The organism is Arthrobacter globiformis (genome assembly GCF_030818015.1).
Taxonomy (GTDB): domain Bacteria; phylum Actinomycetota; class Actinomycetes; order Actinomycetales; family Micrococcaceae; genus Arthrobacter; species Arthrobacter globiformis_C.
On record NZ_JAUSZX010000001.1, the window covers coordinates 1792509 to 1814491 of the forward strand.

Annotated in this window: 22 protein-coding genes; 18 read left to right on the forward strand and 4 right to left on the reverse strand. The window is 66.9% G+C overall.

Going from position 1 to position 21983, the window contains the following annotated elements:
* The 5 genes from QFZ23_RS08215 to QFZ23_RS08235 are packed head-to-tail and all read left to right on the forward strand — an operon-like array spanning position 1 to position 4175.
* On the forward strand, positions 1–1176 hold the full coding sequence (locus tag QFZ23_RS08215; protein WP_306922003.1) for an acyl-CoA dehydrogenase family protein: 1176 nt from the start codon (positions 1–3) through the stop codon (positions 1174–1176).
* A 55-nt stretch (positions 1177–1231) separates the two neighbouring features.
* Complete coding sequence (locus tag QFZ23_RS08220) at positions 1232–2056, forward strand: CoA transferase subunit A (RefSeq protein ID WP_306922005.1); 825 nt, start codon at positions 1232–1234, stop codon at positions 2054–2056.
* Between the two features lie 2 nt (positions 2057–2058).
* On the forward strand, positions 2059–2799 hold the full coding sequence (locus tag QFZ23_RS08225) for a CoA transferase subunit B (RefSeq protein WP_306922007.1): 741 nt from the start codon (positions 2059–2061) through the stop codon (positions 2797–2799).
* Positions 2796–3329 (forward strand): MaoC family dehydratase, encoded by a 534-nt coding sequence (locus tag QFZ23_RS08230; protein WP_306922008.1) that lies wholly within the window; start codon positions 2796–2798, stop codon positions 3327–3329. Before QFZ23_RS08225 ends, QFZ23_RS08230 begins: the two co-directional genes overlap by 4 nt.
* Before the next feature lie 15 nt (positions 3330–3344).
* Positions 3345–4175 carry an HpcH/HpaI aldolase/citrate lyase family protein gene (locus QFZ23_RS08235; RefSeq protein ID WP_306922010.1) on the forward strand — a complete coding sequence of 277 codons (831 nt, stop codon included), beginning with the start codon at positions 3345–3347 and terminating at the stop codon, positions 4173–4175.
* Between the two features lie 51 nt (positions 4176–4226).
* Here QFZ23_RS08235 and QFZ23_RS08240 read toward each other — a convergent pair whose 3' ends face one another.
* Complete coding sequence (locus QFZ23_RS08240; RefSeq protein WP_306922012.1) at positions 4227–5672, reverse strand: lipase maturation factor family protein; 1446 nt, start codon at positions 5670–5672, stop codon at positions 4227–4229.
* Positions 5673–5790: 118 nt separating this feature from the next.
* On the opposite strand from QFZ23_RS08240, the gene dxr reads away from it, so the two are divergent.
* From dxr to QFZ23_RS08290, 10 genes are all read left to right on the forward strand, one after another.
* Entirely contained in the window at positions 5791–7005 is a 1215-nt protein-coding gene (gene dxr / locus QFZ23_RS08245) for a 1-deoxy-D-xylulose-5-phosphate reductoisomerase (RefSeq protein WP_306922014.1), read from the forward strand.
* Positions 7006–7024: 19 nt separating this feature from the next.
* Positions 7025–8356: a M50 family metallopeptidase gene (locus QFZ23_RS08250; RefSeq protein ID WP_306922015.1), complete on the forward strand. Its 1332-nt coding sequence runs from the start codon at positions 7025–7027 to the stop codon at positions 8354–8356.
* 87 nt (positions 8357–8443) lie between these two features.
* The gene (locus QFZ23_RS08255; RefSeq protein WP_306922017.1) at positions 8444–9139 is read left to right on the forward strand and encodes a MarR family transcriptional regulator; all 696 of its coding nucleotides are present in this window, start codon (positions 8444–8446) and stop codon (positions 9137–9139) included.
* Positions 9136–9687 carry a hypothetical protein gene (locus QFZ23_RS08260; protein ID WP_306922019.1) on the forward strand — a complete coding sequence of 184 codons (552 nt, stop codon included), beginning with the start codon at positions 9136–9138 and terminating at the stop codon, positions 9685–9687. Before QFZ23_RS08255 ends, QFZ23_RS08260 begins: the two co-directional genes overlap by 4 nt.
* A gap of 25 nt (positions 9688–9712) precedes the next feature.
* Complete coding sequence (locus QFZ23_RS08265) at positions 9713–10006, forward strand: YciI family protein (RefSeq protein WP_306922021.1); 294 nt, start codon at positions 9713–9715, stop codon at positions 10004–10006.
* 40 nt (positions 10007–10046) lie between these two features.
* Complete coding sequence (ispG, locus tag QFZ23_RS08270; RefSeq protein WP_003805892.1) at positions 10047–11213, forward strand: flavodoxin-dependent (E)-4-hydroxy-3-methylbut-2-enyl-diphosphate synthase; 1167 nt, start codon at positions 10047–10049, stop codon at positions 11211–11213.
* Positions 11176–12063, forward strand: coding sequence for a GNAT family N-acetyltransferase (locus QFZ23_RS08275; RefSeq protein ID WP_306926751.1), 888 nt, complete (start codon positions 11176–11178; stop codon positions 12061–12063). Before ispG ends, QFZ23_RS08275 begins: the two co-directional genes overlap by 38 nt.
* 292 nt (positions 12064–12355) lie before the next feature.
* On the forward strand, positions 12356–14167 hold the full coding sequence (locus QFZ23_RS08280; RefSeq protein WP_306922025.1) for a proline--tRNA ligase: 1812 nt from the start codon (positions 12356–12358) through the stop codon (positions 14165–14167).
* Positions 14168–14181: 14 nt separating this feature from the next.
* On the forward strand, positions 14182–14976 hold the full coding sequence (locus QFZ23_RS08285; RefSeq protein WP_306922027.1) for a sulfite exporter TauE/SafE family protein: 795 nt from the start codon (positions 14182–14184) through the stop codon (positions 14974–14976).
* Positions 14977–15037: 61 nt separating this feature from the next.
* The gene (locus QFZ23_RS08290) at positions 15038–16471 is read left to right on the forward strand and encodes a pyridoxal phosphate-dependent decarboxylase family protein (RefSeq protein WP_306922029.1); all 1434 of its coding nucleotides are present in this window, start codon (positions 15038–15040) and stop codon (positions 16469–16471) included.
* Positions 16472–16488: 17 nt separating this feature from the next.
* Here the strand turns inward: QFZ23_RS08290 and QFZ23_RS08295 are convergent, their stop codons facing one another.
* From QFZ23_RS08295 to QFZ23_RS08305, 3 genes are all read right to left on the reverse strand, one after another.
* Positions 16489–17556, reverse strand: coding sequence for an aminoglycoside phosphotransferase family protein (locus QFZ23_RS08295; RefSeq protein WP_306922031.1), 1068 nt, complete (start codon positions 17554–17556; stop codon positions 16489–16491).
* A 77-nt stretch (positions 17557–17633) separates the two neighbouring features.
* A complete protein-coding gene (locus QFZ23_RS08300; protein ID WP_306922034.1) occupies positions 17634–18377 on the reverse strand; it encodes a VIT1/CCC1 transporter family protein in 744 nt (247 codons plus the stop codon).
* A 58-nt stretch (positions 18378–18435) separates the two neighbouring features.
* On the reverse strand, positions 18436–19644 hold the full coding sequence (locus QFZ23_RS08305) for a ferritin-like domain-containing protein (protein ID WP_306922035.1): 1209 nt from the start codon (positions 19642–19644) through the stop codon (positions 18436–18438).
* A gap of 105 nt (positions 19645–19749) precedes the next feature.
* Here QFZ23_RS08305 and rimP point away from each other — a divergent pair, with 105 nt between their 5' ends.
* From rimP to QFZ23_RS08320, 3 genes are all read left to right on the forward strand, one after another.
* Positions 19750–20367: a ribosome maturation factor RimP gene (gene rimP / locus QFZ23_RS08310; protein WP_306922037.1), complete on the forward strand. Its 618-nt coding sequence runs from the start codon at positions 19750–19752 to the stop codon at positions 20365–20367.
* Complete coding sequence (gene nusA / locus QFZ23_RS08315) at positions 20367–21344, forward strand: transcription termination factor NusA (protein ID WP_076798160.1); 978 nt, start codon at positions 20367–20369, stop codon at positions 21342–21344. Before rimP ends, nusA begins: the two co-directional genes overlap by 1 nt.
* A 249-nt stretch (positions 21345–21593) precedes the next feature.
* Positions 21594–21926: a YlxR family protein gene (locus tag QFZ23_RS08320; RefSeq protein ID WP_306926753.1), complete on the forward strand. Its 333-nt coding sequence runs from the start codon at positions 21594–21596 to the stop codon at positions 21924–21926.
* Positions 21927–21983: the final 57 nt, after the last annotated feature.

Sequence of the window (21983 nt, forward strand, 5' to 3'; positions counted from 1 at the left end):
ATGGCCGATTTTGACCTCAGCGAGGAATACCAGGACCTCAGCAAGACCGTCCGCGAATTCGCCGACGAGGTGGTGGCCCCCGTCTCCGCCAAGCACGACGAGGAACACAGTTTCCCCTACGAAGTGGTGTCGCAAATGGCGGACATGGGGCTGTTCGGCCTGCCGTTCCCCGAGGAGTACGGCGGCATGGGCGGCGACTACTTCGCGCTGGCCCTCGCGCTGGAACAGCTGGGGCGGGTGGACCAGTCCGTCGCCATCACGCTGGAGGCAGGGGTATCCCTTGGCGCTATGCCCGTTTACCGTTTCGGCACCGAGGCCCAGAAACAGGAGTGGCTCCCGCTGCTCGTATCCGGAAAGGCGCTCGCCGGCTTCGGCCTGACCGAGCCGGAAGCAGGCTCGGACGCCGGCGGCACGAAGACCACCGCCCGGCTGGAAGGCGGCGCAGAGGCAAAAAACTGGGTCATCAACGGCAACAAGGAATTCATCACCAACTCGGGAACGGACATCAGCAAGCTGGTGACCGTCACCGCCGTCACCGGCCAGCAAGAGCGCAAGGACGGCAGCATCAAGAAGGAGATCTCCACCATCCTGGTGCCCACCGACACGCCCGGCTTCAAGGCGGAGAAGGCGTACAACAAGGTGGGCTGGAATGCCTCGGACACCCACCCCCTGACGCTGCATGACGTCACCGTCCCCGAGGCAAACCTGCTGGGGGAGCGCGGCCGCGGCTACGCCAACTTCCTGTCCATCCTGGACGAGGGCAGGATCGCCATCGCGGCCCTGGCCACCGGCGCTGCGCAGGGCTGCGTGGATCTCTCGGTCCGCTATGCCAAGGACCGCAGCGCTTTCGGGACCAACATCGGCAAGCACCAGGCGGTCGCGTTCAAGATCGCCCGCATGCAGGCACGCGCCCATACGGCCCGTCTTGCGTACTACGATGCGGCCGCCCGGATGCTCGCCGGCAAGCCGTTCAAGACCCAGGCGGCCATAGCTAAGATGGTCGCAGGCGAGGCGGCCATGGACAATGCGCGGGATGCCACCCAGGTATTCGGCGGCTATGGCTTCATCAACGAGTTCACCGTGGCGCGCCACTACCGCGACTCCAAGATCCTGGAGGTCGGGGAGGGCACCACGGAGGTCCAGCTGATGCTGATCGCCCGGGAACTCGGGCTGTAGCAGGCCCGGTGGCTGTGTCTGTCGAAAGTCCGTGGAGACGCCGAAAGGATCAACGATGATTGACAAGGTTGTTGCCAGCGCTGACGAAGCGGTCGCCGACATACCCGACGGCGCGTCGCTCGCCGTCGGTGGTTTTGGACTGTGCGGGATCCCGGTGGCGCTCATCGATGCCCTTCACCGCCGGGGCACCAAGGACCTGGAGACCGTCAGCAACAACTGCGGCGTGGACGACTGGGGCCTGGGAATCCTCCTCAGGGACGGCAGGATCCGCCGGACTGTCAGTTCGTACGTGGGGGAGAACAAGGAGTTCGCCCGGCAGTACCTCGCCGGCGAACTGGAGGTGGTCCTGACCCCACAGGGCACCCTGGCCGAGAAGCTGCGCGCCGGCGGCGCCGGCATACCCGCCTTCTACACCAAGGCGGGGGTGGGGACCCAGGTGTCCGACGGTGGCCTGCCGCAGAAATACGACGCCGACGGAGGCATCGCCGTCGCGTCACCGCCAAAGGAAGTGCGGAGCTTCGACGGCGTCGACTACGTCCTGGAGGAATCACTGACCCCCGACTACGGGCTGGTCCACGCCTGGAAGGGCGACCGCCACGGGAACCTCGTCTTCCACGCCACGGCCATGAACTTCAACCCCCTCTGCGCCATGGCAGGACGGATCACCATCGCGGAGGTGGAGGAACTCGTGGAGCCGGGCGAGCTGGATCCCGAACACGTCCACCTGCCCGGCATCTTCGTCCAGCGGGTAGTCGTGGTGCCCGAGTCCGAGAAGCGCATTGAAAAACGGACCGTCGCACTTTCCGCGGCGTCGGCAACCCAGTCAGGGAGCACGGGAACGGCAGGAACCACCGGCACCACCGAAGAGGCAGGAGCGTAGCCATGGAGTCGAACAGCCCGCAAGGGGCGCCGCCCCGCCCCGAGGCCGTCCGTCACGAGTACCGGCGTGCCGCCACGTCCCACCCTGAGGGCAAGGGATGGACGCGCAACGAACTCGCGGCGCGGGTGGCGCAGGAACTCAGCAACGGCCAGTACGTGAACCTCGGCATCGGCATGCCCACGCTGATCCCCAACTACATCCCGGCCGGCGTTGAAGTGGTCCTGCACTCCGAGAATGGCATCCTCGGCGTCGGCCCCTATCCGGGGGAGGACGAGGTGGATCCGGACCTGATTAACGCCGGCAAGGAGACCGTCACCGTCAACAAGGGCGCGGCGTTCTTCGACTCCGCGCAGTCCTTCGGCATGATCCGCGGCGGGCATGTGGACGTGGCCGTACTCGGCGCCATGGAGGTGGCCGCCAACGGGGACCTCGCCAACTGGATGATCCCCGGAAAGATGGTCAAGGGGATGGGCGGCGCCATGGACCTGGTCTTCGGCGCCAAAAAGGTGATTGTCATGATGGAGCACGTGGACCGCAGCGGGAAACCGAAGATCGTGGATCGTTGCTCGCTGCCTTTGACGGGCAAGGCCTGCGTGGACCGCATCATCACCGACCTTGCCGTCCTTGACGTCACGCCTGACGGGCTGATCCTGCGCGAACTCGCCCCGAACGTGTCGGCGGAGGATGTTGCCGCCGCTACCGGTGCGGAGCTGTTCGAGGAAGACCAGGAACTTACCGTATGAGCGCAGCCGGGGACGCAGGCAGTTCCAGCAGCGGCAGCGTCCGCGTCATCGAGCAGCGGGGACTCTACTTTGAGGAACTCGAGGAAGACGTCGTCTACGCGCACCGGCCGGGCCGGACCGTCACGGAAACGGACAACGTGCTGTTCACCACCATGACCATGAACACGCAGGGGCTGCACCTGGACGCCGCATGGAGCGCGGGCCAGCCCTTCGGCCAGCGGCTGGTCAACTCCATGTTCACGCTGTCGACGGTGGTGGGTCAGTCCGTCGGCCAGCTGACACAGGGCACCATCATCGCGCAGCTGGGGCTGACCGACGTCTCCTTCCCGCACCCGCTCTACCACGGTGACACGCTCTATACGGAGACCGTCATCACCGGCAAGCGGCTGTCCGGGTCACGGCCGGGGCAGGGCGTCGTCACCATGCAGCACACCGGCCGCAATCAGGACGGCACCGTGGTGGCACTGGCCACGCGGAGCTGCCTGATGTGGACGCGCGAGGCGCATATAGAGGCGCAGCGGGGCAAATAATCGGACAATGTCTGTATGACCTTTGTGATGGGCCCTGCCCTGCTTTTCTGCCCTGCCGACCGCCCCGAACGCTTCCAGAAGGCCGCCGAGCGCGCCGACGCCGTCATCCTGGACCTCGAGGATGCCGTGGCGTCGCCGGACAAGCAGCGGGCACGGGGCGCCATCCTGGCCCAGCTCGGAGGCTCCGGCGAGGGGCCGGAGCTCGATCCCAGCCGGACCATCATCAGGATCAACCCGGCCGGCACCGAGGACTTCGAGAAGGACCTGCACTGCCTGGCCCACACGCCCTACCGCACCGTCATGCTCGCCAAGGCGGAGAGCGCGAATCAGCTCCGGGCGCTGCCGGACTTCCACGTGATTGCCCTGTGCGAAACGGCCGCGGGCGTGGTCCACGCACCAGCCATTGCTGCCGAACCCAACGTGGTGGCCATGATGTGGGGGGCGGAGGACCTGCTTGCCTCCCTCGGCGGCACTTCCAGCAGGAATGACGACGGCGGCTACCGCGCCGTCGCCCTGCACGCCCGCTCCTCCGTGCTCCTGGCAGCGGGCGCAGCCGGCAAGCAGGCCGTGGACGCGGTCTACGTGAACATCCCCGACCTCGACGGGCTCGCCGCGGAGGCCCGGGACGCCGCTGCCTCCGGGTTCGGCTCCAAGGCCTGCATCCACCCCAACCAAGTGGCCGCCGTCCGGGCCGCCTACGCACCCTCGGGCGAGGACGTGGCCGCTGCTACGCACCTGCTGGAGGCAGCAAAGGAAGCCGGGACCGGGGTGTTCCAATACCAGGGCCGGATGATCGACGGTCCCATCCTTCGGCACGCAGAGTCGGTGCTCCGCAGGGCCCGTTAGGTTCCGCCGGGCACGGTAGCCCGCCGTCGGTCTCCTATATTCCGGACGCCATCACTTCCGTGCCCGCAGGGAAATGGGCGGGATTGCCTCGTAGAGGGGTGTCCGGATCCAGCGCTGGCCGGTCTCCCGGAATTCCGCACGGGTGGCGAAACGGTACAGATAGGTGCGGGCGCGCACCCAATGGGGGCGTTCGCCGTCGAACGGGTCATGGCGCAGCAGCCGCAGCATGGCTGCGTCAGCCTCGAGCAGCTTGCCAAGGAAGGCGTAGAACCATTCCTCGTGGACCGTGCGCAGGGGCAGGAACCACATGAGCCAGTCCAGCCGCAAATGATAGGGAGCCCACTGGCGGGGGAGCCGGTACACGTCGCCGGGTTTTCCCTTGAAACCGTACTCGCGCCAGTCGGCCGCCTCGTCCGGATCCTCGTCCAGGGTGCCCTCCACCGCCACCTCGATGCGCTGCTTCGTTACCGTGCCGAACGCGCCGTAGGTGTTCACCAGCTGCCAGCGGTTGAAGCTGGCGTTCATCAGCTGGTACTGGGAGAACAGGTTGCGGATGGGCCAGTAGCTGAGGACCACCAGGAGCAGGGACGCGGCCAGGGTGATGAGAAGCCACCACAGCGGCGTCTCCCCGGTGGTGTGCCAGTCCAGCGGAATGACCGGCAGCACCGTGTGCGCCACGGGATCGCTGACGCCGGCGAAGGCCAGCACGATCGCTATCCAGTTCAGCCACGCAAAGTTGCCGCTGGCCACCAGCCACAGCTGGGTGAAGATGATGATGCCCGCCGCGATGCTGCCCAGCGGCTGGGGCGCGAAGAGGAAGAACGGCACCACCAGCTGGGCGAAGTGGTTGCCCACCACCTCCAGCCGGTGGAAGGGCTTCGGCAGCAGATGCGCCTGCCGGCTCAGAGGGCCTGGCATCGGCTGGGTCTCGTGGTGGTAGTACAGGGCAGTGAGGTCGCGCCACTCCCGGCCGCCGCGGATCTTGATCATGCCGGCCCCGAATTCCAGCCGGAACACCAGCCAGGCCACGAGGATCAGGATGGTCCGGGGCGGATCGGTCTGGTCAGATCCCAGGAAGGCCACGGTGAAGCCGGCCTCCAGGAGCAGCATTTCCCAGCCGAACCCGTAGAACGTCTGCCCTACATTGACCACTGACATGTACAGCAGCCACAGCGCCAGGAACGCGATCAGCGGTACCCAGGGCGGACCCAGCTGGGGGAGGCCGAGGACCAGGACGCCGGAGATGAACAGACCCGTAGCGCAGACGGCCCGGAACAGCCGATCGGAGTAGCGCCAGCGGAACAGCGTGGGCCGGCGCATCCGGCTGAAAGCCTCCAGGTAGTCCGGAACCGGAAGGAGTCCGCGCTCGCCGAGAAGGGCCGGGAACTGGTTGAGGGAGGAGAGGAACGCAACGAGATAGAGTGCAGCAACACCGCGCTGCAGCACCTGCCGGGCGAATTCATAGTCCGGCGCATCGAACCACGCGGCCCAGTCCACGGGCACCACGTTACCCCGGCGCGGATGCGCGTCAAGGTGCTGCCACTTGCCCGCGCAGCCCGCCTTGTGGCGGTCCCCGCACGTCCGCCGGCCACCGGCGGTGCGGGATACTTAAGCCATGCAGACTTCCGGCTCCAGCCGTCCAGCCAGCCAGCCGCGGACCATTGTCATCCTCGGATCCACCGGTTCCATCGGCACCCAGGCGATTGACGTCGTCGACGGCGCCCCCCATCTTTTCGAGGTTGTGGCGCTGAGCGCCGGGGGCGGCAACCTCGAACTCCTCGCCCGGCAGGCCGTGCACACCCGGGCGGCGGCCGTCGGCATCGCCGAAGGCGATCCCGGGCGACTCAGGGACCTGATCAACGACGCCGCCCGCGAGGCGGGGATCGGGCAGTACCGTCCCGAGATCATCGCAGGCCCGGAGGCCTCGACCACGATCGCCGCCGTGAAGGCGGACGTGGTGCTCAACGGCATCACGGGCTCGATCGGGCTGGCACCCACGCTCGCCGCGCTGGAATCCGGCGCCACCCTGGCGCTCGCCAACAAGGAATCCCTGATCGTTGGCGGTTCGCTGGTCAAAGCCGCCGCCGCGGAGGGACAGATTGTGCCGGTTGACTCCGAGCACTCCGCCATCGCCCAGTGCCTGCGCTCGGGTACTGCCGCGGAGGTGGACAAGCTCATCCTGACCGCCTCGGGCGGGCCCTTTCGCGGCCGTACCCGCGAAGAGCTCTTCGCCGTGACGCCGGAGGAGGCGCTGGCCCACCCCACCTGGGATATGGGCCTGATGGTCACCACCAACTCAGCCAGCCTGGTGAACAAGGGCCTTGAAGTCATTGAGGCGCACCTGCTGTTCGACATTCCGCTGGACCGGATCGACGTGGTGGTCCACCCGCAGTCCGTGATCCACTCGATGGTGCAGTTCGTGGACGGTTCCACCATCGCCCAGGCGTCGCCACCGGATATGCGCCTGCCGATTGCGCTTGGCCTGGGCTGGCCCGACCGGGTGCCCAACGCCGCAACACCCTGCGACTGGACGCGCGCCACCAGCTGGACGTTCGAGCCGCTGGACTCCGCCGCGTTCCCCGCCGTCCGGCTGGCCAAGGACGCGGCGAGGCAGGGAAGCACCTACCCTGCTGTGTTCAACGCCGCCAATGAGGAAGCTGTAACGGCTTTCCACGCCGGCCACATCCGGTTCACGCGCATCGTGGACACCATCGAGGCCGTCCTCAGCGAACATTCGGGTTCCTCCGGGCTAACGGTCGGATCCGTGCTCGATGCTGAGAAATGGGCACGTGCGCGCACCCACGAACGTTTAGCAGTGAGCAGTCTCTAGGAAGCAGCAGATCTGAAGCATGAGTCCCGTTATCCTCTTTATTCTTGGTGTCGTCTTTGTGGCGGTCGGCATTGCGGTATCCATTGCGCTGCATGAGGTGGGCCACCTGGTGCCCGCCAAGCTGTTCAAGGTGCGCGTCACCAAGTACATGATCGGCTTCGGCCCCACCATCTGGTCGACCAAAAAAGGTGAGACCGAGTACGGCTTCAAGGCGTTGCCGCTTGGCGGCTATGTGTCGATGATCGGCATGTACCCGCCCAACAAGGAGGACGGCTCGGTGCGCCCGTCCAGCACCGGCATGTTCCAGACGCTGGCCAGCGAGGCCCGCTCCATGGCCCATGAAGATGTGGGTCCCGGGGACGAGAACCGCGTGTTCTACCGGCTCCCGGTCTGGAAGAAGATCATCATCATGCTCGGCGGGCCGGCAATGAACCTGCTGATCGGCCTCGTGCTCACTGCCGTGCTGCTCATGGGCTTCGGCATCTCAGAGCCCACCACCACCATCGCGGAAGTTTCCAAGTGCCAGGTGAAGGCGGGAGAGACCGTTAACCCGGACTCCGCCGACTGCAAGCCGACACCGGCAGCTGCAGCCCAACTCAAGCCCAATGACGTCATCACCGCTTTCGACGGAAAAACCGTCACCAGCTGGGACCAGTTGACGGGCTGGATCCGCGCTTCCGCCGGCAAGGAAGTGTCCATCACAGTGGACCGCAACGGCTCCCCGGTGACCAGCAGCGTCACCCCTGTCCTGTCCGCCCGCCCGGTCCTCGGAGCGGACGGACGCCAGGCAAAGGACGACACCGGAAAGCTCCTGTACCAGGAGGTCGGCTTCCTGGGCATCGGTGCGCAGACCGCCTTGGTTCCGCAGCCGGCGTCGTCCGTCCTGCCCATGGCAGGGGAGAACATCAAGCAGGTGGCCGGGGTGGTCCTTAATCTGCCGGCCCGGGTTGCCGGCGTCGCCAAGGCGGCGTTCAGCGAAGAACCCCGCGACCCCAACGGTCCCATGAGTGTGGTGGGCGTGGGCCGCGCGGCCGGCGAGGTGGCCGCCATGGAGGAAGTGCCCGCCCAGGCCCGGCTTGCCGCCTTGGTGGGACTCCTCGCCGGGCTGAACTTTGCACTGGCCGTTTTCAACCTGATCCCGCTGCTCCCGCTCGACGGCGGCCATGTGGCAGGCGCACTCTACGAGGCCGTGCGCCGGCGGGTGGCGAAGCTGCTCGGCAAACCCGACCCTGGTGCCTTCGACATCGCGAAGCTGCTGCCTGCGACCTACGTGGTTGCCGCGCTTCTCATGGGAATGGGTGCGCTGCTGATCTATGCAGACATCGTGAAGCCCGTTAATCTTTTCGGCTGATCTTCGCGTGTCCCCCTCGATCGGTTGATTCGGAAATATCAGCCCTAAATGATTGATTTGCAAAAATAAGCCGGATACGGTTTAGCAATGTACGTTCTGACCATCGACCAGCGTGGCAGCACCAATGACGTGGACCGCGTGCCCGAGCTCCTCGGAGCCCTCGGCAGCCATCCCGATGTCCGCTTTGAACGCTCTGTCGGCGACGAAGTGCAGGGGGTTCTGCAGGACCCTGCCCTGGTGGTCGACGTGGCGCTGCAGGCCCTGCGAAGCGGGCACTGGTACGTGGGAATCGGTGTTGGCCCGGGGACCTTGGCGCCGGACGCCAGCCCCCGTGAAGGGTCTGGACCCGCCTTCGTTGCCGCGCGCCGGGCGGTGGAGCGGGCCAAGTCAGCCGCGAGCCATGTCCCCGCGGCAGTCGTTGCGGGGAGCCGGGAGCGCGAGGCCGCCGTGGCGTGCGCCAACGCGGAGGCGGTGCTGCGCCTGGTCGGGAGGCTGGTGCAGGACCGGACCGAGGCCCAATGGCGCGTGGTGGATGCCCTCCGCGCGAAAAGTGGAGCCACAACGGCACGGGGCCCCGGACGTCACGGACGCCAGAAACAGGTTGCGCAGGACTTGGGAATCAGCGAACAGTCGGTGAGCCGGGCCGTCCTCCGGTCGGGCTGGCAGGAAGAATGGGCCGCAAGGCCGGCGGTGGAAATGCTGCTGGCGACCGCCCACCGCCTCGTCCTTGAGAACCTCACCCCCGGGGCCCAGGACGGCGACGACAACCGAGGAGAACCATGAACGCTGTCTGGATCGCAGCCGCCCTGCTGACGGCCGGATTCGTGGGCTGGCCTGTCACGGCCCTGGTTTTCCGGCTGGCCCGGACCATCGACGACAAAGCCGATGCCGCCGCCGGCCGGGACGGCGCCGACGATCCCTCGGCGGATGTGACGGTGGACAGCCCCGCAGGGGACAGCCCGACCGCAGTGGACAGCCCGACCGCAGGGGACAGCCCGGCCGCAGGGGACAGGGGCAATACAGTGAACGGCGACATTACGGTGGACGCCGGAACGGCTGCCGCGCCGGCACCCGGAGGTGGCCCTTCTGCCACACGGATTCTCCGGGGCGGCGCCATCATCGGCGTGCTCGAGCGGCTGGCTGTCTGCCTTGCCATCCTGGCCGGGCAGCCCGTGGCCATCGCCTACGTGGTGGCAATCAAGGGCCTGGGCCGGTTCGCGGAACTCAAGGAAACGCCCGTGGCTGCGGAACGGTTCATCATCGGCACCCTGGCCTCCATGCTGTGGGCGGCGGGAGTTGCCGCCTTCACGAAGGTCGTGCTCCTCGGCTAGCCCGGCCGCGGGATAGGGTATCTCTATGACTGTTTTTGCTGTTGAGTACGTATACGACGCCGAGTCCTCCGAAACGCGCGCGGCCACCCGCCCAGCACACCGCGAATGGACTGCAGGACTGGCGCAGGACGGCGCTCTCCTTGCCAGCGGACCCTACGGCGACGGCGCAGGCGCTTTGCTCATCTTCAAGGCGGCCGACGAAGCCGCACTCAACGAGATCCTGCGGCAGGATCCCTTCGCTGCTGCGGGCGTCATTTCCGGCACCCGAACCACCGAATGGGCACCTGTGACCGGCCTCCTGGCTGAGCACGCAGCCTAGCCGCCGCCGCACTACCGATTTTCGAATTCAAGGAGTCCACGTGACCTCGGTCAGCCTGGGAATGCCATCCGCACCGCCGCCCGTCCTTGCCCCGCGCCGCAAGACGCGCCAGATCAAGGTGGGCTCCGTCGGCGTCGGTTCCGATTTCCCCATCAGCGTGCAGTCGATGACTACCACGCCCACCACGGACATCAACGCCACACTGCAGCAGATTGCCGAGCTGACCGCGTCCGGCTGCGACATCGTGCGCGTGGCATGCCCGTCCGCCGACGACGCTGAAGCGCTTCCGATCATCGCCCGGAAGTCGCAGATCCCGGTCATCGCCGACATCCACTTCCAGCCGAAATACGTCTTCGCAGCCATCGAGGCCGGCTGCGCGGCAGTACGCGTCAACCCGGGCAACATCCGCAAGTTCGACGACCAGGTCAAGGAGATCGCCAAGGCGGCCAAGGACCACGGCACGTCCATCCGCATTGGCGTGAACGCCGGATCGCTGGAACCAGGCATCCTGAAGAAGTACGGGAAGGCCACCCCGGAGGCCCTGGTCGAGTCGGCAGTCTGGGAAGCCTCGCTGTTCGAGGAGCACGGCTTCCACGACTTCAAGATCTCCGTCAAGCACAATGACCCGGTGGTCATGGTGGCGGCCTACGAAATGCTCGCCGAGAAGGGCGACTGGCCGTTGCACCTCGGCGTGACGGAGGCCGGACCCGCCTTCCAGGGAACCATTAAGTCGGCCACAGCCTTCGGCGCCCTCCTCTCGCGCGGCATCGGCGACACGATCCGCGTGTCCCTCTCCGCCCCTCCTGTCGAGGAGATCAAGGTGGGCAACCAGATCCTGCAGTCGCTGAACCTGCGGCCCCGCAAGCTGGAAATTGTCTCGTGCCCGTCCTGCGGGCGCGCCCAGGTGGACGTCTACACCCTCGCCGAGCAGGTCACCGCCGGGCTCGAAGGAATGGAGATCCCGCTGCGCGTCGCCGTCATGGGTTGCGTCGTCAACGGTCCGGGTGAAGCGCGGGAAGCTGACCTCGGCGTCGCCTCCGGCAACGGCAAGGGCCAGATATTTGTGAAGGGCGAGGTCATCAAGACTGTCCCCGAGAGCCAGATTGTTGAGACACTGATCGAAGAGGCCATGCGTATCGCGGAAGAGATGGGGGAGGCCGATGGCGAAGATGCTGTCAAGGGTAGCCCCGTGGTTAGCGTCTCATAAGGACGGCGCCGCGCCGGACGGTGCCACCGTCCGGGTACTGGGTGTTGCGGACACCCGGCAACTGCGCGAACTGGCCGGCACGGATCCCGTCGCCAACGTGTTCATTCTGGCGCATCTGGAGTCAACGGACTCTGCCGCGCCCACCCCGGGCGGTGCGAACGTCCTGGGTGTTTTCGACGACGACGTCCTGGTTGGCGCCTGCTGGGCAGGCGCCAACCTGGTCCCCGTCCAGCTGGATCCCGAGCTGGCCGGACCAGTGGCTGCTGCGGCCCACCGCTCCGGGCGCCGGTACGCGTCAGTCTTCGGACCGGCCGCCACGGTCCTTGCCCTGCACCGCCACCTGGAGGAGCTGGGCCACCTGGCCCACGAGGTACGGCCCGACCAGCCGCTCATGACCATCACCGGCCCTCCTGCCGTCGAGCCGAATTGGCAGCTGGGATATGGGCAGTACGCAGATTTTGACACCATCCTCCCCGCCTGTGCGGCGATGTTCGAGGAAGAGGTTGGCTACTCGCCGTACCTCGGCGGCCGCGACTTCTACAGCCGCCGGGTGGCAGGCCTGATCCGCCAGGGCCACTCCCTGGTCCACCTGAAGGACGGCGAAGTCGTATTCAAAGCCGAACTCGGCGCCGTCACGGCGGAGGTCACGCAGGTGCAGGGCGTATGGATGAATCCCAGCCACCGGGGACTTGGGCTGAGCGCCGGGTACATGGCGGCCGTGGTGCTGCTGGCCCAGAAAATGGCACCCGTCACCAGCCTGTACGTCAATGACTACAACTCCCGGGCACGGGCAACATACGAACGCGTTGGCTTCCGGCAGGTGGGGACCTTCGCTACAGTCCTCTTCTAGCCTGCGACCCACGCTGCCCCCGCCAAAGCGGATTTGGAATCGGTGACGGCTATCACATAGGTTCGTTCTAACCGCGTTTTCGGGCTCGGGTGGTCTTACGAGAATTAGCGGCATGACCGGCCGTGAAGCCACGCCACCACAGGGATGACCAGCCGGAAACGGCCAGGGGCTTCTCCTGCGGGGCGTGGCTTTTCTCTGCAGCCACCACAGGGCCCGGAAACCTGTACTGCTCCCCAGCCGGTAGATTAGTACCCAGACAATCAGCACTTCCCCCAGAAACGGACACCTACCCGTGGTTCTTCGACTCTCCAAGCTTTTCCTGCGCACCCTGCGTGAAGACCCCGCCGACGCCGAGGTGGCCAGCCACCGCCTGCTCGTGCGTGCGGGATACATCCGCCGCGCGGCTCCGGGCATCTACACCTGGCTGCCGCTGGGACTGAGCGTGCTGCGCAAGGTGGAACAGATCATCCGGGAAGAGATGGCCGCCATCGGCGCCCAGGAAGTTCACTTTCCCGCGCTGCTCCCGAAGGAGCCCTACGAGGCGACCAACCGCTGGACCGAGTACGGCGAAGGGCTGTTCCGGCTGAAGGACCGCAAGGGCGGCGACTATCTGCTGGCCCCCACGCATGAGGAGATGTTCACTCTTTTGGTGAAGGACCTGTACTCCTCGTACAAGGACCTGCCGCTGAGCATCTACCAGATCCAGAACAAGTACCGCGACGAGGCACGTCCCCGCGCCGGACTCCTCCGCGGCCGCGAATTCATCATGAAGGACTCCTACTCGTTCGACGTCGACGACGCCGGGCTGGACGCCAGCTACTCCGCCCACCGTGCGGCTTACCTGAAAATCTTCGAGCGGCTGGGCCTGGAAGTCATTCCTGTGACGGCCACGGCCGGCGCCATGGGTGGCTCCAGGAGCGAGGAATTCCTGCACCCCACCGACGTCGGCGAGGACACCTTCGTGCGCTCGGCCGGTGGCTACGCCGCCAACGTCGAAGCTGTGACCACTGTGGTTCCCGCCGAGATCGACTTCACCAACGCCCCGGCCGCGGAGATCCGCGATACCCCGAACACTCCCACGATCGAAACGCTTGTGGCTGCCTCGAACGAGCTCGTGCCGCGCAGCGAGGCCGACGGCGGCCCTTGGACTGCCGCCGACACGCTCAAGAACGTTGTTCTCGCCGTCACCCTCCCCACCGGAGAGCGCCAGATCGTCGTCATCGGTGTCCCCGGCGACCGGGGCGTCGACCTCAAGCGCGTCGAGGCCAACATCGGTGCCTACCTCCCGGTGGCCGGCGAGATCGCCGTGGAAGCCGCGGGCGAGGAGGACCTGGCCCGCAACCCGCTCATCGTCCGCGGTTACCTCGGCCCGGGCATGTCCCTGGGCGCACCCCTCCTCGGCCTGGAAGGCGCCGCCAAGCTCCTGTACCTGGTGGATCCCCGCGTCGTCAGCGGCACGGCCTGGGTTACGGGCGCCAACATGGCCGGCAAGCACGTCTTCGGTCTCGTCGCGGGCCGCGACTTCACTTGGGATGGCGTCATCGAGTGCACCGAAGTGCGCGCCGGTGACGAAGCCCCGGACGGCTCCGGACCCCTCGAAACGGCCCGCGGCATCGAGATGGGACACATCTTCGCGCTGGGCCGCAAGTACGCCGAAGCGCTGGAACTGAAGGTCCTGGACCAGAACGGCAAGCAGGTGGTGGTCACCATGGGTTCCTATGGCGTGGGCGTCACCCGTGCCGTGGCCGCGCTGGCGGAATCCAACCACGACGCCAAGGGCCTCGTCTGGCCCCGCTCCGTGGCTCCGGCCGATGTGCATGTGGTGGCGGTCGGCCGCGGCGAGGAGATCTTCGCCGCTGCTGAGCAGCTTGCCCTCGAGCTTGAAGGCGCGGGCCTGGAAGTCATCTACGATGACCGGCCCAAAGTTTCCCCGGGCGTCAAGTTCGGTGACGCCGAGCTTGTTGGCGTGCCCACCATCCTTGCCGTCGGCCGCGGACTGGCGGACGGCGTCGTTGAAATCAAGGACCGCCGCAGCGGCGAGGCTGAAAACGTGGCAGTGGACAAGGCCGTTGACTACGTGGTCAACGCCGTCCGCAGCAACTGACGCCGATCCACTAAGTGGTTTCGGGGTTCGAGTCGATCCAGCTCGCCACTATTGTCCTGATAGTGGTGGCTGGCTTCTCCGCAGGATGGGTGGACGCCGTCGTGGGCGGCGGCGGCCTGCTGCAGTTGCCTGCGCTGTTGCTCGTGCCGGGGATCACCCCGGTACAGGCACTGGGCACCAACAAAATGGGCTCCATTTTCGGCACCACCACCAGCGCCGTGACCTACTACGGCCGCGTCCGGCCCGATCTGCGCACGGCCGTGCCGATGGCCGTGATCGCACTGGCGGGCAGCTTTGGCGGTGCGTTGCTGGCCACCCGGCTGCCGGCGGAGGTGTTCAAGCCGATCATCGTGGTGGCCCTGGTCGCCGTCGCGGTGTTCACTGCCCTTAAGCCCGATGCCGGCCACATCACCGTCCTCCGGCACGACGGCCACAAGCACTATGTAGTGGCCTGCGCCATCGGCGCCGTGATCGGGTTCTATGACGGCCTGATCGGACCCGGCACCGGATCGTTCCTGGTAATCGCGCTGGTCTCGGCGATGGGGTACGCCTTCCTGGAGGCCAGCGCCAAGGCAAAAATCGTCAACGTGGCGACGAACGCCGGGGCACTTATATTTTTCCTCCCGCACGGCTCCCTGCTCTGGGGAGTCGGCCTGCTGCTGGGCGCGGCGAACATGGCCGGGGGCTACCTCGGCGCTCGCACCGCTGTAAAGCAGGGGAGCAAGTTCGTGCGTGTGGTGTTCCTCATGGTGGTTTTCGCCCTGATCGTCAAGCTCGCCTTCGACGTCTGGCAGGAGAACTTCGCCTGAGCCCGGCTCCCGCCGGAGCTATCTCCTCGCGGGCTGCTCAGGGACGGCGTAGCATGCCTCTATGTCAGCCGGTGCAGAACCGTACCGGGATGCCTTGGCTGCGGCCGTCCGGCACGCCACGCACTGGCTGGAAAGCCAGCCCAGCCGCCGGGTAGGTCCGCAGCAGACAGCCCGGGAACTTGCCGCAGCATTCGACGGGCCGCTGCCGCAGTCGGGCATGGCCCCTGCCGACGTGGTGGACTACCTGGCCAGCCACGCCGAACCGGGCCTCATGGCCATGCCGTCCGGACGCTTTTTCGGGTGGGTCATCGGAGGCACCCTCCCGGCTGCCATGGCGGCCGACTGGCTCGTCAGTTCCTGGGACCAGAACTCGGTGCTCCGCTACGCCACCCCCGCCATTGCCGCGATCGAGGATGCCGCCGGCCACTGGCTGCTGCAGCTGTTGGGCCTGCCGGAGGAGTCCGACGTCGGCTTTGTCACCGGAGCCACCATGGCCAACTTCACCGGGCTGGCGGCCGCCAGGTGGCGGCTCCTCAAGGACGCCGGGTGGAACCTGGAACGCGACGGACTCTTCGGGGCGCCGCGGATCCACTGCCTTGTGGGGGAGGAACGTCACGAGACGATGGACCTCGCGCTGCGCTACCTGGGAATGGGCAGCCCCGCCCTGGTTCCGGCCGACAGCCAGGGACGCATCGACGCCGCCGAGCTGGACTGTGCCCTGGACCGGATCGCGCTGGAACATACTTCCGCGGACCAATCTGGCGGAGCCCAGAGTCCGGGGCCCGCCCTGGTGCTGGTGTGCCTGCAGGCCGGAAACCTCCACTCCGGAGCCTTCGACCCCTTCGCCACAGCCATCGCGGTGTCCAAAGCACACGGCGCCTGGGTGCATGTTGACGGGGCCTTTGGACTCTGGGCCGCGGCCGTCCCGGAACTCGCAGGGCTGACAGCCGGTGTGGAAGGCGCCGACTCGTGGGCCACGGACGCCCACAAAAGCCTCAACGTCCCGTACGACTGCGGCGTTGTCGCGGTTCGGGACGCCCAGGCGCTGCGCAGTGCCATGGGGCTGAATGCCAGCTACCTCCTCCAGGATGCCGACGGCTCCGGTGATCCCAGCCAGCGGGTGCCGGAGCTCTCCCGCAGGGCCAGGGGAGTGCCCGTCTGGGCAGCGCTGAGGTCCCTGGGCAGGGACGGCGTTGCGAAACAGATACGCCGTATGGCCTCCTCCGCCGCCCAGTTCGCGGAAAAGCTCAGCGCCGTTGGGGTGGAAGTGCTCAACGACGTCGGCTACACGCAGGTCACGGTAGCCTTCGGCGACGACGCCACAACCCGGCGCGTGGCGGATCGGCTCATCGCCGACGGCAAGGTGTGGATGTCCGGGTCCCGCTGGCACGGCAGGGACGTGGTGCGGATATCTGTCAGCAACTGGACCACCGACGCCGACGACGTCGCCACTGCGGTGGAAGCGGTGCGGACGGCCGTCGAAGCCGTCCGGTAATGCCGGCCCTGACGCCCCTACGACGGCGACGTGTTCATGGCGTCCTCGCCCGGTTCGGGCAAATCGTGGGCAGCCGGAAGCCCGTCCAAGGTCCGCCCGGCAAGTGTGCTGGCCACCCACAGTGACCGTGCCACGTCACCGGCGTGGCCTGGCCTCGAGGTGTAGTGCAGGGCGTTGTCCACTTCCCGGACCAGGCTCCACTGCCGGGCGACCTCCGGGTCCAGCCCGGCCGAGACACTGAAGTCATGGCACCTGGCCAGCAGGCCCGCGGCTGGATCCGTTGCGGGCAGGTCCGGAATCCGGTTCCAGAGCACGGGAGCCACGGCGAACTCCGCCTCACCCACCATCGGTTGGGGATCGATGGCGGCAAAGCCGTCGGCGACAGTATTTCCGGCAGTTGTGCTCCCAGACGCCGGCCCGGGCGCTTCGGGCCTGGCCAGGATGTTGAGGTAGTGGAAGTCAGTGTTGACAAGGACGTCCTCAGAGGAGCGGCGGCCCACGGCGCCGCGCGTCTGGCAAACCTCGAGCGCGGCCTCCAGCAGCCACCGGGGAAACGGGCGGCCCAGCTGTTCCCATTCGGCGGGCAGGTCATCGCTCCACTGTTCTGCCCGCGCGGCGACGTGCACAAATTCCAGCCACTGCGGCCGGCCGTCGGGAACGAGGCTCAGCTGCCGCATCAGCCCGCCCCACACCTCACGGGCGGTGTCCATCGGCTCTGTCCGGAGCGACCTGCCGGCATCCAGGCGCTCAAGGAGCATGGAACACGTTCCGGCGTCGGAGGCCAGCAACCGCACCGCACCGTGGCCGTTCCACAGCGCCAGCGCGTGGCGTTCCACCAGCGCTTCATCATGCGGAAAGGCCACCTTCAATGCCGCGGCCGATCCTGCCGCGCGGACCGGCACCACTACACCGCCGTGTCCGCTCCAGGGGAGCGCTCCCGGTTCCAGGTCAAGCTCAAGCTGCCACTGCTCCAGCCGGCCCCGGATCATGTCCGGCAGTGACGCCAGCCAGGCCCTGCCGGCGCTGGTACGCGAATAGCGGCGCGCCAGGTCCGGGGGGATGGGAACGTCTGCTGGCCGGCTCACAGCTCAAGCGTAGTAGAGGCGGCCTAACGAGACGGGTGGGCTGGGCAGCAGCTTCCTGGACGATGCCGCTGGCACGCCTACACGATGCCGCTGGCTCCTAGCAGGTTGCCGATGGTGAACGTCGCAGCCAGGGCGAGGCCGCCCCCCACCACCACCCGTGCAGCCGCCCGGGTTTTCGAGCCCCCGCCGATCCACGCTCCGACGGCGCCCGTCACGGCCAAGGCAAGCAGGACTGCTCCAAAAGTCACAGCAACACGAATGCTTTCCGGAGGCAGCAGGATGGCAAGCATCGGCAGCACGGCCCCCAGTGTGAAGGCGATGGCCGATGCAAAGGCGGCATGCCAGGGGCTCACAATGTCCTCTTCGTCAATATTGAGCTCGGCGGAAAGATGGGCAGCCAGGGCGTCGTGCTCCGTGAGTTCCCGGGCCACTCTCCGGGCCGTCTCCTCGCTCAGGCCCTTGCTCCGGTAGATCGCGGCGAGCTCCAGCAGCTCCTCTTCCGGTTCCTCGGCAAGTTCACGCCGTTCCTTCTCGATCAACGCCTTCTGGCTGTCGCTCTGGCTGCTCACGGAGACGTACTCACCCAGGGCCATGGATACTGCACCACCTACGAGGCCGGCAGCACCGGCGGCGAGGATCGGGCCGTTCTCGCTGGTCGCTCCGGCCACGCCCACCACAATGGCCGCGACCGACACGATCCCGTCGTTGGCGCCGAGCACGCCCGCACGCAGCCAGTTCAGGCGGTGCACGAAGTCGTTGCCGTGGGGCTCATTAGCGTGCTGCCCCGCAGGGGGCAACGCTGGCTTGTTCGCTGAATCCATGGCTCCAGCAAACCACTTGGAGGTAGCAGGCTGCCAGTGGAATGTAACCTGCCCCGCATTAGGGTGCGGCGGGGGTTGCCGCTGCGCCGCCGTCGGTCTGGCGGGCCGACGGCGCAGCCGGTTCCGGAAGCTCCGGCAGGAGCGTGGTGTCCAGCACAATGCCAGGAACGGGCCCCGGATCGGACCCCCAGCGCATTGTCCGCTGGGCAGCGGCGACCAGCGAGGCGACGGCCCACCGCCGCGTCTCACCGTCACTCAGCGCCACAAGGTCGCCGTAGACCGGGAGCGTTCCTGCCTCCAGGCTGGCCAGTCCCGCAGCGGGCTTCTGCAGGAACGAGGTGCCCAGGGTGTAGCCCGGTTCACGGGGAGGAACGGGCACACAGTGAACGCGTGTGTACGCCTCTGCCTGGCCAACCAGGGTCTCGTGCGTGGCCAGGAGGGAGGCAGCCTGGTCCGCGGCGGACCCGTCCAGGCGGGTCAGCGCCACCTGGTAGCCGTACACCGTCTCAACTTCTGTCCGGACCACCCGGTTCAGGGCTGCAGCCAGCGTGGCACTGCCAGACGGGTCGGCAGTCCGGGTGGACTGGGCACCGTTGCTTGACTGGGCGCCGTCATGTGACTCAGTGCTGCTGTCCGAAGGGCCGGCGACGGAGCACGCCGTAGCCGCGTTGCCCCGCGTTGCCGTTGGCGCCTCAAGCGCAGGTGGCGGTGTCCCGGCAGCCTGTGCAAGCGCCGTCGCCTGAAGCAGCTGAGCGGTCCCCACCGCAGCGAGCAGGCGGGCCATCCCGCCGTCGGCCTTCTCGGCATGGACGAGACGTGCCTTGCCGCTCTTGGACAGCGCGGCCACCAGCTTAGGCAGCGTTGCCGTGCCCGCTGGTGCTGTCCCTGATGATGCCGTGGCGGCCGGGCCTGCGGTTCCCGACGCGCCGGCCGCTGAACTTGCGCCCGCCGCAGCACCGGCGGTGGCACCGCCCGGAAGAAGGAGCGCCCTTGCCTGCGTAGTCAGCAATGTCACAGTGTGCGAAAACAGCTGCCGCCGGGCTCCGGACGACCCGTCCGCGAGCTGCTGGCTGGAAGTCCTCAGGTCCAGGGTTTCGGCGAGGGCGGCGGTGCGCGCCTGCTCGGAGAAGGGTGGGGCTGCCGGTGCCGGAGATTCCCGCGGAACCAGCGCAAAACCGAGACTCAGCACCAGGAATGCGGAGAGTGCCAGCAGGCCGTACCGTAGATAGCTGGCCGGCCTTCCTTTTCGCCCGCTGTCGTCATTCACAACAGACCATGTTGTCACGGCCGGCGGGAAGTCCGTGCACCAAGCCGCCCGGAAAATCGCTAGGCTAGTAGTCACAACATCATCTAACGGGAGGCGGCCGGCATCGTGAGCAATGCAGAAGCCACGACTTCATCAGACCGGACCGACGCGGGAAAGGCTGAACCCGCGGCTGTCCACAATCCCGAGGCTGAACGCCTCCGGGCGCTGCTGGAACCCGCGGTCCAGTCGCACCGGCTTTACCTGGAGGATGTTGCCATCCACATCGCAGGCTCCAACCGCGTGGTCCACGTAGTGGTGGATCTGCCGCAGGAAGAAACCGGCGGGGTAAGCCTTGACGTCATTGCAGACATTTCCAAGGAACTTTCCGACATCCTGGACACTGACCCGAGCACGGACAGCCGTCCGTATGATCTTGAGGTTTCATCGCCCGGCGTTGGGCGGCCGCTGACCGAGCCCCGGCACTGGCACCGCGCCCGCGGCCGCATGGTCAACGTCAACGTGATCCAGGGCGAGAACGTCACCGGCCGGATCCAATCGGTTGACGATGCCGGCGTGACCCTCGTCCCCGAAATAGCCGTGAAAAAGGGCATGAAGCCCAGGCAGGGCGACCCCGTAAAACTTCCTTTCGACAAGATCCGCAGCGGAAAAGTCGAAATTGAGTTCAGCCGCCTCGACGAGGCCGGTCTGGAAACTGAGCACAATGGACCTTCTGAGGAGGCCTGATGGATATTGACATGAGCGCGCTGAGACTCCTGGAGCGTGAGCGCGAAATCCCGCTGGATCTCCTCATCCCCACGATCGAGCAGGCACTGCTCGTCGCCTACCACAAGTCGCCGGGCGCCTTCGAGAAGGCCCGGGCGGAGCTGGACCGCAAGAGCGGCCACGTAACCATTTGGGCCACGGAAATCGACGACGATGGCGCACCCATCGGCGAGTTCGAGCACACGCCGGCCGGGTTCGGCCGCATTGCCGCCAGCACCGCCCGGCAGATCATCCTGCAGCGGCTGCGCGACGTTGAGGACGACAACGTCCTGGGTGAATTCAAGGGCCGTGAGGGTGAACTTGTTGCCGGGCTGATCCAGCAGGGCAACAACCCCCACATGATCCAGGTCAACCTGGGCACCGTGGAAGCCCTGCTTCCGCCGCCGGAGCAGGTGCCGGGGGAGAAGTACATCCACGGGAACCGGCTTCGTGCCTACGTGATCGACGTGCACCGGGGCACCAAGGGCCCGTCCATCACCCTCTCCCGTTCGCACCCGGGCCTGGTTCGGAAGCTTTTCGAACTGGAGGTCCCGGAGATCGCCGACCGTTCCGTGGAGATTGTCGCCCTGGCCCGCGAAGCCGGGCACCGCACCAAGATCGCGGTGAAGGCAAACACCCCGGGCATCAACGCCAAGGGTGCGTGCATCGGCGAGATGGGCTCGCGCGTGCGGGCGGTTATGACCGAACTGAACGACGAAAAGATCGACATCGTTGACTTCAGCGAGGATCCGGCCACCTTCATCGCCAGCGCATTGTCGCCGTCGCGTGTGAATTCAGTCACCATCACCGACGAGGCTACCCGTTCGGCCCGCGTCGTGGTGCCGGACTACCAGCTCTCCCTTGCCATCGGCAAGGAGGGGCAGAACGCCCGCCTCGCCGCCAAGCTGACGGGGTGGCGGATCGATATCGTCTCCGACGCCGCCGCTCCGCGCGGTTAGAAGCGCCGGCCGGGGCGGAGGAAAAATCGTCCGGCACAAGCTCGTAGCCTGATCGAACAGCCCGCCCCTGCGGCGGGCAGTTTCGGTTTCCGGTTTCGGGTATGGGCCCCGTGAGGGGCTAGAATAGAACTTGGCCGCGCCTAGCGGCCGGCATCAGCGTGTTCGAGCGCCGGGTCCTGCCGCAAGGCAGTGGCGGGCGGCCGGGCAGGCAGATAGGTACAGGCAGGAAGATACTCGGCAGTGGCACACGTGCAGCAACTCGGGAATCAGCCGCAGCGTACCTGCATCGGATGCCGGAAAAAAGGGCCGCGGTCAGAGTTGCTCCGGCTCGTCTCCGACACCGGCGGTTCGTCCGCCGTGGTGGTGGATGAACGACGCCGGATGGCTGGCCGGGGTGCATGGCTGCACCCCAGCGAAGCGTGCCTGGCCCTGGCGGTCAAGCGGCGAGCCTTCGGAAGAGCCCTCAACGGGTCAACCGGAACCGCCGACGTCGAACGCCGGATAACGGCAGGAGCGCACGCTGCGGACGTCCCGGCGTCTGCAGTACCAACCGTCCAACCTGAAAGCGGGTCAGAAATCTGATGGAAACCCGATGAGTTCCCAGCGATGAGTGCGTAACGATGACAATTTTGTTGCGCT